Origin of the sequence: Acinetobacter sp. ABJ-A23_2, assembly GCF_044538765.1 — a bacterium.
GTDB lineage: Bacteria > Pseudomonadota > Gammaproteobacteria > Pseudomonadales > Moraxellaceae > Acinetobacter > Acinetobacter nosocomialis_A.
Window position 1 is genome coordinate 79,136 of the sequence record NZ_JBIUCP010000008.1, and the last position, 16,767, is coordinate 95,902.

Here is a 16,767-nt window from a genome sequence, read left to right on the forward strand (position 1 = left end):
AGCATGAACTTTATAATTAAACAGAATCAAGTTAGCTCAGTTTTAAATAAAAATGGCTCAATTTTTATAAAAAATGAGCCATCAAATCTAAAATAATTTATAAACACTTAAAAAACTTTTATTTAATAATTTTCTAAAGTTAAATTTAGCTTCTCAAAACAACAAAAAAACTTTAAATATCAATTACTCTTATTGAGCTGACAACAAGTTTTGCACATTCCCAACAATGTTATCTACATTATTGCTCATTGCCGTCTCATGGTCCCAGTTACCCGTTACATAGCTATTAATTTTTGTGCCCACGACAGTGGCATTAGATATCAAAATATCAGTCGCTACTTTAGGAACCGTTGTATCAGCTAACCCCTGATAAATAATAATTGGTGTAGATACTTTTGTCTGCAGAGGTTGAGAATCTTTATCTAAGAATGTTTTTACGGTTGGCACAGCCATAAAGTTAGGTTGTGTACGCGTAAAACCATCTAGTGTGCCGCTATGTGTTGCCGCGTAGGTTTGCATATTAACTGCCAAGGCTTGGCCCAATGGCCCTGCACAAATCGTTTCTGCCTGCTGTGCAGTACTTGCTGTTTGTGAAGTAAATACCTGTGAATAATCAAAGCTTGGCTGTGTATTTCGGATGCCGGCTGTAACTAAAGCAGTATATGTATCAAGCTGTGCATACATCGGAATCTTTTTATCCAAAGTTGCATTGGCAACGGCTTGTTCTCCTGCAGTTAAAATGAAACCTAAATTAGAAGCTGGTGCTACCGCTACTGTACCTTTATAGTTTAGCTGTGCACGGCTTGCATATTGTGCAGCGCCCAATGCAGCATGCCCACCCTGAGAGTGACCTACGGTGACCCATTTGTTCGAAGTTAATAAATTACGTTGAGATAAATAATTGCGTGTTGCAACCACGGCGTCAGTAATTGAATAAGCCTCACTTTTAACATTTAAGAATGGATGTATGCCTGCGGTTCCTAAGCCCTCATAATCTGGAGCAACCACTACATAACCGGCTGCAAGGAGTTTACTAATTAAATCTTTAGTACTGTCTGTTAACGCTGATTTACTCGGTGCACATGCATCTGCAACCCCTGTCGTGCCATGTGCCCAAACCACAATTGGCCAACCGCCTGCTGGTGGTGGTGTCGTTGGTGTAAATACTAAACTGGTTGCCTGCACCTCTTGTCCACTTTGACCTAACATTTTATAAGTTAAAATACTACTTTCAGCAGCAACTGATCCTAAGTTAGTACTTGTATAAGCATCTACCTTAACCACTGGGTTTTGAATATTATTGGCTGGTGCACCAGATGGATCAGTAGTTGCCGGACTGTCATCACTACTTCCATCTCCACATGCCGTCAACAATAAACTTGTGCTAAGAACACTGGTCATGAACAGTTTCATTTTCATTGATATATCCCTTAAATTCGATTTTTGTTGTGCTTTACTTTTTAATGAACATTTTAAATGTCTTACAAACAATTACGCCTAATCTTCATTTTTCGCAAGTGATATTTAATCAAAATGAGCAGCTAAATTTTCTACTTTTTAACATAAATTGCATTTGATAGCTTATCTAGCCTTACTCCATGTTTTAAAGTAGATAGCCAACTGTTAACATTGATGGTTACTTGTAATTGTTTAAAGGTTCAAAAGATGCAAGCCATTATTTTAGATACAGAAACTCATACACTAAATGGTTTGCCTATTGAAATTGCATACGCTCCCATTGAACTTAATGCGGGTAAACTCACTTTAGATAAAAGCAAATTGTTTGATCAGCTCTATCAGGTGGGAGCTCCGATCTCTTATGCTGCAATGGCGGTCCACCACATCTTGGAGTCTGACCTAGAAAACCAGCCTCACTATAAAACATTTCAATTACCGGATAGCACGACTTATATTATTGGTCATAACATTGATTATGATATTGCTGCCATTGCTCGTTGTGGCGTTGATGTATCTCATATCAAACCGATTTGTACTCTAGCTTTAGCACGTAAAGCTTGGCCAGATGCTGAAGCTCACAACATCTCTGCACTCATTTATATGATTTCTCAAGGCAGCAGTAAAGCGCGAGAATTACTCAAAGGTGCACACCGTGCCGATGCGGACATTATTTTAACTGCCAATATTTTGATGCATATTATCTATCATTTAAATATTCAAGATATTGAAGAGCTTTACCAAGTTTCTGAAGAAGCCCGTATCCCCACGACTATTAATTTTGGCAAGCATAAAGGTACGGCAATTTCTGAACTGCCAAAAGATTATATTCAATGGCTTCTACGTCAAGACGAGCTAGATGTCTATTTACGTAAGGCTCTAGAAAGCGCATTTTAAAGACTTAACTTAAATAGATGATATTCATAAATTCTTCATCATATTGTCATTTTTGAGTTTTATCGTTAACCCCATTTATATTTTATTAAGAACGGTACTGTTTGATAGAAAAATTCAAACAGGCTGCTTCATTTTTTATATTGGGGAAATACAATGTCTGGTTTTTATAGAACCAATTTGGGAAGAGTTGCGCTTCAACAACGTAATATCACGTTAAATGCAAAACAAAGACGTTTACTTCTATTAATAGACCATGAAGATTTTCAAAGCCTCGATCCCGAGTTTAAGAAACGGATTGCCCCACCAGAGCTAATTCAACAGCTCATTGACTTAAAACTCATTGCTACTTCTAACGAAAGTTATTCAGAATTGACCGAACAAATATCTCCCCCAGAGACATCTATAACGACTAAAGAAGTACATCAGAAAAATATTGATGAGAATAAAAGTAATGATTTAATTGGAGAAATTCAGATTCCTCAATCAACGTCTGTGACTTCTCCAAATATAGAAAATGACCAGCCATCTATTCCAGCTCAACAACTCTCTTTTGAAGAAATACAACTATTAATGAAACAAAGCTTGAGCCAGTACTGTGGCCTTATGGCAAAACCACTGATTCAAAAAATAGAGCAAATCAAAACGCTTCAAGAACTTAAAATGTGCCAAATGCAATGGATTACCAGTTTACAGGAGTCACGTATTCCTCCTCATGAGCTAGCACATACGCTTCATTCTATTAATTATTCAATTCAGCTTATTCAACAACGCATCTAAAATAGAACAAGCTGCTGTTTAATTAAGCATTAAACTCACTTGGTACGTATTTCGTGCTTTACCTACCAGTGTTTTTTTCCTATGATGTGCCCCACACATGTGCGCTCGTAGCTCAGTTGGATAGAGTACAGGTTTCCGAAGCCTGGGGTCGTGGGTTCGATCCCCGCCGGGCGCACCAATTATTTTTTTAAAAATCAGAGACTTAACTAAACTTCAAAGTAATGGATCAGTTATCCATTGTGTTGTAGTAATTTTTCTTCTTCAAAAAATACTATTTTATAATTAGTAGCAGATTTTTTCTGGAGTTAAATCAATCTTCTTTTAAAAATGGTTTTATTTTCTCTCGTTCATATATGCTATCTCCTAGCTTTTTTTGATTTATTATGTAGTCAATTTAAAAATTTACTACGCACGAGGCTATTTGTTGCATTATCTACAGGCGATGAGTCATATAAGATATTACGGGTTAATGATTTAACAAACAAGTCAACTGAACCCAGTGCATCACCAACATTTACATATTTTCCAACTGATAATGATAAATCTGAATTATTAATATTTACATTTAAATCTAAAAATGATGAGCTAATATTTTGTAGAATATAATGATCTGTTTGAAATGCAATACCATCAAAAAAACTAAAACTTTGATGCCGTTTCAAATAAGACTCGTTTAAGAATAAATTTGTTCCTGTTGCTTTCAATATACCAGCACCATAAAAAGAAACATCTACATTACCATTAAAAGCAATTCCTGCCATCGTTTCTAATATCTTCCCATTCATATTGAAAGAAATTTTAATATTACTATTAATAATAACTTTTGATGTTTCTTGAATACTAACTACCAACTCAACAACACCATTCCATGCTTTATCGAGTAAGCGAATTGTTTCATCTAATTTATTTAAGCTATTGATTGCACTCGTCTGACCAACTCCAAATCCATTATTTACAACCAATGGATTTACATAAATAGTGTAAAAATTATCAGGTATTCCGCTGATTTTTTTAATATAACGAGAATCAGAGAACCAACATGCTCCAATTAATTTATCATGGGGAATATTCTCAATAGACAAAAAAGCATAATTGTAATTTGCATCATATCCCGATCCATCAACAATAATAAATTCTGAATTATCAGCATAGTAACCCGCTCCATTTAATTTAAAATAATCACCCTGTGCCTTATTCATTCCATTTGAATAAACTATTGAAGTCCCATTCCGACCATACATCGAACGAATTCCAGACCAATCATTTACATTAATCTTAGAATTGTACACAATGAAATTATTATTCATTATCAAATTACTCCCTTCAATATGGGGCTTATTGAGCGTTATTCCAGAGGATGCAATCATATATGCGACTCCCCAATGCTCTGTGATAGGGTTATTTAAAGTGCCATTAAACTCATCAATTACAATACCGCATGTCACATTTTTAGCAGGCGGAATTCCATCAGCTATGAATTCCGACTGCAATCCTAAAGCATCTATATGTTTATCAAGTTGTCTATTTACATAAGCTTGATCAACAATATACCCAGCAGAATGTCTACCAAGAAAAATACCTGTTTTGTGAGCTATAACTCTTGGTCGAGTTAATTTCCCATTCCATGCTCGGCGAACATAGATACCACAACGCGGACTTAGATCATCATAGTTATAATCTTGGGATTGCATATCCGTAGCCACCGTCTGATCTGATGCCCAAGTTCCCATGGTCCCAACTCCCAATTCAGCCTCACCTCCTTCGTGACCATACAGATTTACACCAATTTTAGTATTCCGTCTTGTGATCACATTAAAACGAAATTTAGTATTAACAGACATGCTTCGTTCTGCTGCGTCACCAATATTTGCAATATAAGTACTATTATTATTTAATGACCAAGTACCGTTTCCATTATTTAAATATAAGGGTAAATATACTGCTGCAACTTCCAAATCCGCCCCATCATAATAAAAGCATGGATGGTTATTATTTGTTATAATGTCTGGCTCTAAAAAATAATTCATTGCACCGCTCGACAAAACATCCATCATTGCCGGTAAACGTAATGGTTTAGTATGACGATAAACTACGCTACTCAACATCAGAGTTCCACTTTTTGCTTTATGCTGTTCAAAATTTGCATCATAAATCAGTTCTGGAACTGGAGAGAGTGCGGTAAAACATTTAATTAAATTTGCATAATCATCATCGATGCCATTACCTTTACAACCGAACATTTCAGGCGTAATGTATGTATCCCACGCCCGAACCCATCCATTTAAAATCAAACCACCATCATTTTGATTTGCACATGCGGTATCATAAATAAAAGTTCCCCCGCCTTTGTTTAATCCTACGTGATAAGATTTTACATATACAGAACGACCATCCCATTTTTCAAGATTAAGTAACTCATCAATTGACTCAACTTGAATTATATAATTTTTAATTTCTTCTCCGAATGTAGGCTGAATTTCAAACATATTTCTCTCCTAAATATAAAATATAAATAAATCACCCAATTTGAATGCTTTTTAAGTAGTTGTTAATCGAGCTAGTTTCTTTTATACTCTTAATTTTCATAAGATTAACATTTTAAAATACCAGCTTTCGAAGTACTGATATTTATAATCGTCTCACACTTAGAAATATAAAAAATACATTTATTATAAAAAACTGTTTCATATAAATTTTTCTATTACACGTTAAAATGAAATACTCTTCTCTAAAATGTGATCTCATTTGGCTATTTTTCATTAGTGACATCCTGTAATTTTTGGAAATAAAAAAGCCCTAAGCTATCGAAGCAAAGGGCCTGCAATTGTCTCTATAAGTAATAGAATTAACTAAAAATCCATGTTCCAAATGAATCCAAGATTTTTGTTCGTCCACCACTCATGTTCTGTAGCTTAATCCAGCCACCCAAAGTTAGAGTTTTTGCCTGAGTCTTTGTAACACCATCGATTAAAAGATTTAATCCATTAATATTACATCCATTACCAATTATTGAAGTATTATAATCTAATCCTATTTTTAAGACTCTAAAGTCATTAGCAGTCATTATATAATTTGCATCAGAGGAAGAAATAGACGGATCATGCCATATTTCATTAGGCATTTTTATACTTGATGCAGAAAATCCCGAATGAATAAAATTATCTTTTGAATCAATAAAAGTATCTTTTCCACTAAGCGATGCTTGAGAATCTGTCTTATTTGTGAAATAAGTTATTCCATTTTTACCATCATTTGCTACATAGAATCTATAACCATCTACTTTATAATCAGCCCCAACATCACAAATAAATGGTGTAAATCCAATAGTGTGAATATTATTAATAGTGACATTTCCTAAAACTTTAGTTGAAAAGCTGCCATTATTTAAGCTAGCAATTTCAAAAGCTTTATCATTAGCAATCGGATAAATATGATCTATTTCAACTTTTAAGTTTGAGTTTTTATGCCAAGCTAAAACAATTTCCTGATACATACTAGATAGATATTTAATATTGTCTATTTTAACCATTCCGGTACAATTATTAGATCCATGGAACATTCCTAAACCTATTGTAGTAATTCCGTTTAGTACTAAGTCACCTTGTATATGAATATCAAAACTACGATCATCATAACTACAATAGAAAAATACTCCATTATTAGCGTTTAAACATTTAGGATTTGTAATTATACCGTTATAACCTTGAGCAATTGAGAAGCCTTCGGCGTTCTCAAGCTCAATATCTATGCATGATTTTGGAAAAGCACCTGTTATTCCATCACTATCACCAGCATAAGAAAGAACTGGATCAATAATTTTCACTCCATCCCAAGCCGTTAAAGCTATGCAATTACGTCTTGCATGATCACAATTTGGACGAACAATTGTAATATTTTTAGGTAATAAATTCTGGTTACTTCCCCATGGCTTTCCTATATAAATATTATCCCCATGAGATTGCGATATTTGTGGCTCGAATATGAAACCATTTTCAGCTTCATACAAAGTTAATCCATATCCAAAACCTTGTGCATCAGATGTATGACCTAAAGAAGTATTTTCTAATCTATCTCCAATAAGCTTCGGACTAATAATTGTAAAATTCTTATTCCTCATACATAGAATAATATTTGTTTGATTCTTATTTTGATTGATCTGAATAAATTTTGCTTCGGGGAGGAATGTGATTTTTGCATTATCTCGCACAATAAATGAATTATTTTCAACTCCCATATAATATTGATTTGCCTCTACGTAGAAAACCCCATCAATTATATAAGGTCTATTCTTTGAAACTGCAAAATCGTGTCCTAATTGCAACTTTAACGATTGGTCAATGATTTCATTTGGTTTTGCAAACCATGATGCATAATAGGCATCCGGAATCTCCATTAACCAACTACCAATATCTATTTGTGATTTAACACTAGTGATGCCATTCTCGATTTCAGAGGTCGATACATAATAAGTATAGTGTTTACCAATTTCATTTACATAAACTATATGATTATCTACAACGGGAGAATAAGTCTTTAGATCAGATATACTATTAACTGATCCAACTTTATCTTTAATTGAGAACATCACATCAGCATCTAGATTCGTAGCAACCAAGTTCCCATCCTTATTACGAATCGAAATAGAACATCTATCATTCACTGTATATATATTTTTTATAGCATCATAATAAGAAAGATATCCATTATGTGTGCGAACAGGCTGCTCTGCTGGAATTGTTAAGTTCTCATCCCAGAAAACAGGTACTGGATAAACTTCAGGATCTTTACCAGTTTCACCAATGTAAATAAAGCCTTCATCTAATGGAAGTCCATTAATATCCGAAAATAATGGAAATGGGGTTTGAATTTTATTACTCATCAACTTGCTCCAGTTCTAGAAAATTTTTATGGGTTGTGAAAATAATAAAGCCCGCATTTAATGCGGGCTTTATTAATATTTTTATATCTTGAATTAATTCTTTATAAAGAGTTCACGCTCTACTGTACGTCGACGAACAAGACCTTGCAGAACTTTCCCACCTGCTTTATTCCATAAAAGAAATTGATCAGCTGCTCCTCTATAATCACCAAGATTTAATTTTTTAAGTAATGTTGAATTTTTAAAAGCTCCACTACCAATATTATAAGTCAGCGATACTAAAGCATCGAATTGGTTTTGAGCCAAAGGAACAGTGACCGATTTATTTACAGTATTTTCAAAGTGAGCGAGATCATATTTAAAGTATGATTTTGCCTGCTCAAGTGTGCAAATATCACCGTTTTTAACTTTTATACCATTTGGATAAACTGTTGTTCCAATACCAATAGTCCAAACTCCTACCCCATCGTCATAGGCTTTAAGCTCAACACTTTCAAAGCTCACAATCAAATCAATACCTACTTGACTTATATTCTTTTTACCTAATGTAAAACAGCTATCGGGTCCATTAAGTTCATTCATTTGTCTGTGTTTAAGCTTATCACCTACTAAGTTGCAGGCAGCATTAAAGATGTTTTTAAAGGTCATTACTTCCCCCACTTATTAATATTTTTCTTTAGGTATTCCTCAATATATGTACTTCCTAAAATACCCAAAGCACATGCGATCGAAACTAATGCAACAGGAGAGATATCGGGGAACTGAATTAAAATTAAGCCCGCTATTGTAGAGGTCGCAGATCCTAAGATGGTTCGACCAACAATCATACGCCATGATAATGGCTCATTCGAAACTAACAGACGTCCCATACCAATAAGTCCTCCCACAACTAATAGTGAGATAAGTGTTTTTTCATATTCTTGCATGACTCTCCACTAATTTTCATTAATAAAAAAGCCCTAACTTATTTATAAGTAGGGCTTATGATGTTTCTTTAAATATTAATTATTAAAAACCTAAGGTTTTTGGTCAATTAAAGTTAGAGTCGTCGCTCTTACAACACCATCGGAACCCATAACTTTTACTTTTAGCTCAGTGTTGCTTGTCAGCTCGAAAACCATTTCCCCACCAAAAATTGGCGTATTGGTTGCTGGTGGATACATATGTGCATTAGTAACATGTGAGTCGGAATATCTAAAATCTACATGGCCAATAGAGTATCCGTTATTCATTACTGGTCGCACAATTGAGTCAGTGAATATTAGCTTATCTTGCCCAAAGTGAGAGAAGTATAAATCAGTACCGCCAGAATTTAGGTTCATCTTGAAGCTTAGAGAACCCCGTTCGGAACCAGCAGTGGCAGAAATTTTAAACATACCGCCTGCTTGATCGCTAATCCCACCGCGCAGTTCCATAGCTAAAGCTGAAGTATTGATCTGCATCAGATTGTTTGCATAATTAAAGTTATTAGAATTAGGTGTAAAAGTCTTATTCACGACTGACGATGAGGCTTCCGCTGTAGCAACAAAGCTACCTGTAGCGTACATCGTCGTCAACTCTAGCGCGCGAGCTGTGCCTACATTAATGAGGTTAGATACGACAAAATTATCAACCCCTCGACCTCCAATATCAGCCCCATTTAAATTAACCTTGTGAATAGAAAGTAATTTGGTTGATGAATAATTCCATGTAAATGGAGTAGCAAGAATAGCATATGAGTCATGACTAGGACCAACGCCAGAATCATAAGAGCCACCAACTATTTCAATGACTGCTTTATTGACTAGAGAAGAAGAAGAACCCGTTAGGAACAGAATTCCACTTCTTGCATTTCCTGTCATAATACAATTCAACAAGCGAACGTTGGTACTTCTTACATCTGTTGCATATTCTTCGGAATCCCAACCACTCCCATATACCTGCCCCTGCATTTGATCACCTCGAAGACCACTATCAAGAGGCGCATTAGGATCAATATCTAATCCATTTCCATTACATGTAACATTACTTAATTCCATACCATCAACTGAATTACTTGACCCGCCATGTCGGCGATTCCCGTTAAATACGCAATTTTTCAGAAATACATTACGTACAGTGCCATTAATAGAAGATTGATTACCATGGGGAAACAATACAATCCCATCTGCAGCACAGTTATTTGCAGTGCAATTGATCATCGTCAGACCGTTTACAGGGCGAATAAATCGAAAACCAGAGCGACCACCATCTTCTTGTGTTGTTGTGCTTTTGATTGCTGTGTGTAGCTCACGTTTTCCGTCAATGTGAATATTTTCTAAATAAACGTTTTCCAACCAGCGTGGGTCGTCGTTGTATGATGTACATTCGAGAACAGAAATCAGGTCTGTATCAAATTTATTGCATACAAGAGTTGCATCTCTAAATCTCAGGTTGCTATCAAGCTTTACAGAATGACAGCCAAAAATTTCTCCTTGCCCATTAAGTATTGCTTTTTTAGTAATTGTGTAGCCAATTGAATTTGTTAAAGCCACACTATCATCATGGCTTGATGCATTTGAGATAGCATCTTTTGATTCAAGACCATAAGCACCAAACATAAATGGATTTACAATATTATTTTCCAATTGGCGAACCCAACCTTTGATACATCCCCCCCCATCATTTACATTCGCATGACAAGAAGCGTAAATAAAATTGCCACCACCTTTATTTAATCCAGAATGGTATGACTTTACATATACTGTTCTACCCTCCCACTTGTCTAATTCAAGTAATTCGGCTATTGATTCAACATTCACGGTTAGCTTGCGAAGCTTTTCTGCTAAATTTCTTTGAGTAATTACTAAGTCTGCATATAGATCAGCATGAATTAAAGTGCCATTCTTATTTAGAACCGTGATTGAACACTCATCATTTGAAATATATAACTTCCCAGTAACTCCATAGTTAGAAAGATATCCATTATGTGTGCGGACAGGCTGCTCTGCAGGAATTGTTAAGTTCTCATCCCAGAAAACAGGTACTGGATAAACTTCAGGATCTTTACCAGTTTCACCAATGTAAATAAAGCCTTCATCTAATGGAAGTCCATTAATATCCGAAAATAATGGAAATGGGGTTTGAATTTTATTACTCATCAACTTGCTCCAGTTCTAGAAAATTTTTATGGGTTGTGAAAATAATAAAGCCCGCATTTAATGCGGGCTCAATTTATTATTTATAGACTTGCGTATAGTGGCGGTCTGATATTATTAGTGCCATGCAATAGAATATAGCCTGTTGCTAATACACCAGAATCGTCAACCGGAAGTGTTTCAAGATTTTTATTGAAGATCGTGCCATCAAAATTTCGTAGCACTGTTCTCAATTTTAGCTCTTTACCACTTTGTGTGCCGATAAGCACACATCCAATACCTACATTCGATATTGCATGAGAAGGGCTATTTTGAAACAAAATTTGATTCATAAAAGTATCAATTACGACATCTGTAGTTTGTGATACGTCTGCTGGAAGTGTTCCACTTACTGTACAGATACGAGGATTTTTACTTGCCGCTGTAATACTAGTGCCATTAAGCACATAAAATCTATCGGTAGTATCACCTTCGAAAATAGAGCCTCCACTTGTAGTATTATTTACAAGCCTATCGTAATCGCTATTAATTTTAGGTTCATAATTAACATAACTAGGCATTAGTGGATAACCATCCATACTGTAAGCTCCAATATGTTCAATTTCCACTTGAGCACCCGCTTGTAATGAGATTACTAGATCACCACTTGTATTTACTAATTCATTAATGTTTTTGACAATTGCAAGCTTCCAACCATTGCCATAATCAATCACATCTTCAGCAATCGTAATTCTTTTGTTCGTACCATTAAATTCAAGAACATTTAGCTTAATATCTTCAGCGAAGAAATTAGAAATTGGGCGATACAGAACAGCGACTTGAGCATTAATATTTTTACAGTCAATTGGAAAAATTAAGCTCTTCTCAGCATTTTCAAAATTAAGCACGCGAATACCATATTTTGATGTAAAACCAGTCCAGATCCGCTCATAACGTTTAACATCAACAATAAGACCTGGTGAAGCATTAACGCCATACAACCCATATTTAAAATCATATTGTGGCAAGAATTTAAAGAAATTTTTAACTAGCTCACATTTTCCTCCAATGTTCATTCCAGTTGTGTTTATAAACTGATTATTTACTACATCAGGAAGATTGTTTCTTGTATAAGTCGCATAATTAAAACTTGAAAAGCTATTTTTAAATCTAACAACTTTATCCTTTGACTCTTTAAATACATGCGAACCTTGGAAATTAAAACCACCGAATTTTTTTTGAATCTCAAGGTCAAAAAGTATGTCAAACCACTCAGTGTAACCACCTGTATAACTTGATCCCAAACAACCATCGTATATCAAAGCATTCTTCATATTTTGACGATATGCAGGTGCAATATTAAAACCCGTACAACTAAATCCAGCACCACCGTTAACCAGCAAGTAGTTGAATTTATTTACATACTCCCCTCCTACAATATAGCCACCACCAATTGTCAAATTAGATGCATGAGTTGCATTTGCTGAGTTAATAACACCATTAATACATTCATGAACACTAATATTTCTAAGTTCATTTTCATAAAAATTCCCTATTCTCGAACCACCCGTCCATGCTGAAGTATCTAACGGGTATAAATGAACACCAACAGCGAAACGCTCTATAAGAATGTTGTCTAAAACACACTTATAGGGGTTTGCAAAATCGAAACATTTATCAGCATGTACAACTGAATCGTGAGTTATATTCCCGACAATTACCCCATTTTTAAAAGTTGCATAGCAAATTGTCTGCGTATTCCATCCAGTATTTACTTGATATGCATCAACCATTTCTTGACGTGGTGTAGTAAATAAATGTTTGCTTCCAACAGGATTGAAGAAGATCTTACCCCCCTTACAATCAGTGAACTGATATGAACGTAACGGCAGCGAATCTTCTAAATAGAACATCGCATTTCCCCACTCAAAAGTATATTGAGCTTTATTTTCAGGAGGTAGTTTACTAATGTTGCTGAAAATCGTGTACTTATTCATGTTGTACATTTTCTGGAAAGCAACTGCATCATTATGACCACTTTGACGTTCGATAACTTCTTGTGCTTTAGGTACAAAATCACCGTATGCCCCAAACATGAATGGATTCAATACATTATTTTCTAATTGACGAATCCAACCATTTATACAGATGCCACCATCATTTTCATCAGCACGTGAAGCAATGTAAATAAAATTACCGCCACCCTTATTAACTCCAGAATGGTAAGATTTTACATTTACGGTTCTACCATCCCATTTCTCCAGCTTAAGTAATTCATCTATTGACTCAACATTAACAGTAAGATTACGCAACTTTTCTGAGAAATTACTCTGTGTAATTGCTAAATCGGTATATAAATCAGTATGAACTAATCTTCCATTTTTATTTAAAATTGTAATTGAACAATGATCAGTTGAAACATATAACTTCCCAGCCTCTCCATAATAAGAAAGATATCCATTCCGTGTACGGATTGGCTGTTCTGCTGGGATCGTTAAGTCCTCATCCCAAAAAACAGGAACTGGATACACCTCAGGATTTTTGCCAGTTTCACCAATGTAAACAAAGCCTGCATCTAATGGAAGCCCATCAATATCAGTAAATAATGGAAATGCGGGTTGAATTTTATTACTCATGAATTTACTCCGATTTTAAAGATAATTTCGTGGTTTATGAAAAAGAAAAAGCCCGCAATTAATGCAGGCTTTATCAACGTTGTTATATATGAGAAATGGCTCGCTGAACCAATTGCCCATAAGGAGGTCTATCAAAATAAAAAATCACCCGTAGGTGACATTGAATAAATGAACTTTTCTAAAAGTTAAAAGGAATTTTTAAATCAAATAAACTTTGTCAAATTTGCTCCCATGATCCTATGTTGCTATTACTTAATTTTGTTCTCTTCCAAACCTTATTAGAATTAGTTAAGTAGAGTATTTGAGTGCCTTGTGTACTATTTAAACCATAATACACACTAGTGCCCCAAGCTGAATCAATTATTGGGGGAATATTTACTGTTGCACCTTGAATTGAACAAATAAATACTCCACTCGTAGAATTAAATCCATTGTTCAAATCATCAGTAATAATCTTTGTAGGATGACTAATTCCACTATTTGTAAAAGTTAAAAAACTAGAATTTAAACTTAAGAATTTCGAAGAAGGTGTAATTTGTGGAGCTAACTCCCCTAAAGTACAAGCTTTTTCATAAACTATAGCTCCACCAGATACAAATAAAAAGTCGTTAATAAACCCTTCATTACCTTTGATAAAAGTACAGGTATTTAAAGAAACCTCTAAATCTGCACCCGTTACAGTAACAAGGTTCACTCCTTTATCACTGACCATCGTTCCATTCGTTCCCCATCTCGCTTGGAAGCTATTGATTTCTATAGATCTTTTAATAGGTGCATTTGTAGATGCCGTAATATATAAGGGAGTTCCATAACTTGATTCTTGGCCACAACAATCAAATACTAAATTGTAAGGATTTGAAATTAAAAAAGTTTGAGTATCATCTATTCCTCTATTTTTTTTAATTTGCTCACCATAACAACAAATAAACTTTGAAGTTTGAAGATTTGAAATTTCATACCCCCTTTCATAATTTACGAACAAGAATCTTTCGAAAGTATTGGAAGTACCTGTTGTTGTATCTTCTCCATCATAAATAATCATTCCTGAACGCCCTTGACTCAAATTATCTAGAGAGCCCGCAATAGAAGTAAAATTGGTATGTTTATTTAAAAAAAGATTTTTTGTAAAAAAACCAATTCTTACATTATCAAACTGTAGATTTTCCGTAACACATCGGGAATGTCTAGGTGCATATAAACCATAAGATGCCCCCTTGTTATCAGCAAACTCATTAGAGCTGAAATGAATATCTTTTACAGTAATTGCTTCAGCATAACTATTTTCCCAAGGATAAAATATAAGACATGCATCAACATTATAATTATCTAAAGTACCAGTTGGTTTTTCAGGTGCTTGTCTAGCAGATAAATTTTCAACTGAATTACCAATTTTTCTTATACGGCTTATAAGACGCCCCTCTCCCACAATAGTGTCCCATGACTGTAGTATCAATGCTCTTGTAGTAGCAAATGTCCCATTAATTTTTAGGGCTAACTTCAATTCTCGTGCATATTCTAATGCTTTTTGTAAAGCAATCGAATCATCTGAAATATTGTCTCCTATGGCACCAGCCATGAATGGATCGACATGCGTAATATTAATTCTAGACCAACCGTTAAAGACAGAAACATTATCATTTATATTCCATAAACTAGATATATAAATAAAACTTCCACCACCAAATTTATTTTTCCCAGTATAACTACTGACAAAAGCCATTTGATTATTTATAGGACTAGGATAATTGATAAGTTCTTGTATGGTATTAAAATATAAATTTTCCATAATTCCTCACTAATTTAAATTAGGATAATATGAATTAGCGTAAACAGCTCTAACCTGCCATTTTTCAAGTTGAAATAAATCATTTATCGATTCAACTTTAGTAATAGTATTTTCAACTGCATTAATTTGATTTAATAAATTACTCACAATTACCTCAATGCAAAAAAATACCCCAACAGATTGTTAGGGCTTAGATTTAAGTTGCTCTAGGCAATCTAGTTTGACATTCTCAATACTCATAAAATTGAGTGTTTTATATCGCGGACATTTAATTTCCAAAGTTTTATATTCTCCTTTGGCCAATAAACGCCCACATGATTTATACTCAATTAAATTCATTTATTTTTTCCTACGCAAAAGCTTTTTAATTTTGTTAGCCTTTTTCTATCGTGTACATGATAGTTGGGCTTATTTCCGACAATATAGGCAATCATGAAATCAGCATATTGTTACCACAATATGCCTTTCCCGGTCTTACAAAATGAAAAAACTCGGATCTTAAAGATACCGAGTTTTGTTTAGGCAATAAAAAAGCCCATCGAATGATGAGCTTTTTAAAATTTCTTAGTGTTTGACTATAACTTCGTCCCACTATAACACAAATATACCCCAACTATGCTGCACTGTCAAGCCTGTAATACGTCTATTTTTCCATCTAGATATGCAAGACCTTTATCAATTTCTGCACGAACCTTTGCTTTACTACATTTATGTATATTAGCAATTGTTAGATACGACCAATTATTTTCATAGTAAAGTATTAAAAACCAAGCTCTTTCTTGTAAAAACTCTCTTTTATCATTATGCATTTTTGCTAGAAGTCTACTTACTTCAACAGCTTCAAAATCCTCAATAATGCAAGGTATTGATACCTTGCTTGCTCTAACTCTAGTTGTGTCATTTTGATCAATTAATAGGGCTAAAGGATTTACTGAAACTTTAAACTTCGCAGACCTTACCCATAAACCATATTGTTCCAACCACTGATGAGCAGAACGTTTAGCCCAATCGATAGTTTTATTATTAAATTTTGCATTCATCTTTAAAACTCTCTCACATTAATATTTTAAACTAACTTCCTCAGGTATTCTGTAGTGCGATAACTTATTAACTAAATCTTAAATATAAAATTAATATTTTCAATTATATGAATATCACCTACTATTAATTAAATAATATTAAAAACACTTAATTAATTTTATCTTTAATATTTTCGACTTTTCTTAAATACCACCAAAGCAC

12 protein-coding genes, 1 tRNA gene and 1 pseudogene are annotated in these 16,767 nt (G+C 34.3%); 4 read left to right on the forward strand and 10 right to left on the reverse strand.

Annotation, left to right across the window (positions count from 1 at the left end; all coding sequences use genetic code 11):
• Nucleotides 1-3 precede the first annotated feature (3 nt).
• Nucleotides 4-81 (forward strand): annotated as a pseudogene (locus tag ACH63V_RS04850) (hypothetical protein); the annotation flags it as partial.
• 108 nt (nucleotides 82-189) lie between these two features.
• On the opposite strand, the gene ACH63V_RS04855 reads toward ACH63V_RS04850, so the two are convergent.
• Entirely contained in the window at nucleotides 190-1,419 is a 1,230-nt protein-coding gene (locus ACH63V_RS04855) for an alpha/beta fold hydrolase (RefSeq protein ID WP_311069322.1), read from the reverse strand.
• A gap of 246 nt (nucleotides 1,420-1,665) precedes the next feature.
• Between ACH63V_RS04855 and ACH63V_RS04860 the strand changes: the two genes are divergently transcribed.
• From ACH63V_RS04860 to ACH63V_RS04870, 3 genes are all read left to right on the forward strand, one after another.
• Complete coding sequence (locus ACH63V_RS04860) at nucleotides 1,666-2,352, forward strand: 3'-5' exonuclease (protein WP_191028966.1); 687 nt, start codon at nucleotides 1,666-1,668, stop codon at nucleotides 2,350-2,352.
• A gap of 153 nt (nucleotides 2,353-2,505) precedes the next feature.
• Nucleotides 2,506-3,129 (forward strand): hypothetical protein, encoded by a 624-nt coding sequence (locus ACH63V_RS04865; protein WP_396462896.1) that lies wholly within the window; start codon nucleotides 2,506-2,508, stop codon nucleotides 3,127-3,129.
• Nucleotides 3,130-3,230: 101 nt separating this feature from the next.
• Nucleotides 3,231-3,307, forward strand: a tRNA-Arg gene (locus tag ACH63V_RS04870).
• Between the two features lie 211 nt (nucleotides 3,308-3,518).
• On the opposite strand, the gene ACH63V_RS04875 is transcribed toward ACH63V_RS04870, so the two are convergent.
• The 9 genes from ACH63V_RS04875 to ACH63V_RS04915 form a co-directional block, all read right to left on the reverse strand.
• Nucleotides 3,519-5,615, reverse strand: a complete 2,097-nt coding sequence (locus ACH63V_RS04875) for a hypothetical protein (RefSeq protein WP_396462897.1) — start codon at nucleotides 5,613-5,615, stop codon at nucleotides 3,519-3,521.
• Between the two features lie 359 nt (nucleotides 5,616-5,974).
• Nucleotides 5,975-8,008, reverse strand: a complete 2,034-nt coding sequence (locus tag ACH63V_RS04880) for a hypothetical protein (RefSeq protein WP_396462898.1) — start codon at nucleotides 8,006-8,008, stop codon at nucleotides 5,975-5,977.
• A gap of 93 nt (nucleotides 8,009-8,101) precedes the next feature.
• A complete protein-coding gene (locus tag ACH63V_RS04885; protein WP_396462899.1) occupies nucleotides 8,102-8,656 on the reverse strand; it encodes a lysozyme in 555 nt (184 codons plus the stop codon).
• Nucleotides 8,656-8,877 carry a holin gene (locus ACH63V_RS04890; protein ID WP_396462900.1) on the reverse strand — a complete coding sequence of 74 codons (222 nt, stop codon included), beginning with the start codon at nucleotides 8,875-8,877 and terminating at the stop codon, nucleotides 8,656-8,658. The genes ACH63V_RS04885 and ACH63V_RS04890 overlap by 1 nt, the downstream gene beginning before the upstream one ends.
• Nucleotides 8,878-9,024: 147 nt before the next feature.
• Nucleotides 9,025-11,127, reverse strand: a complete 2,103-nt coding sequence (locus tag ACH63V_RS04895) for a hypothetical protein (protein ID WP_396462901.1) — start codon at nucleotides 11,125-11,127, stop codon at nucleotides 9,025-9,027.
• Nucleotides 11,128-11,207: 80 nt separating this feature from the next.
• Entirely contained in the window at nucleotides 11,208-13,739 is a 2,532-nt protein-coding gene (locus ACH63V_RS04900) for a hypothetical protein (protein WP_396462902.1), read from the reverse strand.
• Between the two features lie 217 nt (nucleotides 13,740-13,956).
• Complete coding sequence (locus tag ACH63V_RS04905) at nucleotides 13,957-15,525, reverse strand: hypothetical protein (RefSeq protein WP_396462903.1); 1,569 nt, start codon at nucleotides 15,523-15,525, stop codon at nucleotides 13,957-13,959.
• Between the two features lie 183 nt (nucleotides 15,526-15,708).
• Complete coding sequence (locus ACH63V_RS04910) at nucleotides 15,709-15,864, reverse strand: Com family DNA-binding transcriptional regulator (RefSeq protein ID WP_396462904.1); 156 nt, start codon at nucleotides 15,862-15,864, stop codon at nucleotides 15,709-15,711.
• Nucleotides 15,865-16,151: 287 nt separating this feature from the next.
• Entirely contained in the window at nucleotides 16,152-16,565 is a 414-nt protein-coding gene (locus ACH63V_RS04915; protein WP_396462905.1) for an antiterminator Q family protein, read from the reverse strand.
• Nucleotides 16,566-16,767: the final 202 nt, after the last annotated feature.

What these genes read in the sequence shown, in the direction of transcription:
- ACH63V_RS04880 (WP_396462898.1), bottom strand. Translation starts at nt 8,008, where the DNA reads ATGAGTAATAAAATTCAAACCCCATTTCCATTATTTTCGGATATTAAT.
- ACH63V_RS04885 (WP_396462899.1), bottom strand. Translation starts at nt 8,656, where the DNA reads ATGACCTTTAAAAACATCTTTAATGCTGCCTGCAACTTAGTAGGTGAT.
- ACH63V_RS04855 (WP_311069322.1), bottom strand. Translation starts at nt 1,419, where the DNA reads ATGAAAATGAAACTGTTCATGACCAGTGTTCTTAGCACAAGTTTATTG.
- ACH63V_RS04895 (WP_396462901.1), bottom strand. Translation starts at nt 11,127, where the DNA reads ATGAGTAATAAAATTCAAACCCCATTTCCATTATTTTCGGATATTAAT.
- ACH63V_RS04905 (WP_396462903.1), bottom strand. Translation starts at nt 15,525, where the DNA reads ATGGAAAATTTATATTTTAATACCATACAAGAACTTATCAATTATCCT.
- ACH63V_RS04875 (WP_396462897.1), bottom strand. Translation starts at nt 5,615, where the DNA reads ATGTTTGAAATTCAGCCTACATTCGGAGAAGAAATTAAAAATTATATA.
- ACH63V_RS04860 (WP_191028966.1), top strand. Translation starts at nt 1,666, where the DNA reads ATGCAAGCCATTATTTTAGATACAGAAACTCATACACTAAATGGTTTG.
- ACH63V_RS04865 (WP_396462896.1), top strand. Translation starts at nt 2,506, where the DNA reads ATGTCTGGTTTTTATAGAACCAATTTGGGAAGAGTTGCGCTTCAACAA.
- ACH63V_RS04890 (WP_396462900.1), bottom strand. Translation starts at nt 8,877, where the DNA reads ATGGGACGTCTGTTAGTTTCGAATGAGCCATTATCATGGCGTATGATT.
- ACH63V_RS04900 (WP_396462902.1), bottom strand. Translation starts at nt 13,739, where the DNA reads ATGAGTAATAAAATTCAACCCGCATTTCCATTATTTACTGATATTGAT.
- ACH63V_RS04910 (WP_396462904.1), bottom strand. Translation starts at nt 15,864, where the DNA reads ATGAATTTAATTGAGTATAAATCATGTGGGCGTTTATTGGCCAAAGGA.
- ACH63V_RS04915 (WP_396462905.1), bottom strand. Translation starts at nt 16,565, where the DNA reads ATGAATGCAAAATTTAATAATAAAACTATCGATTGGGCTAAACGTTCT.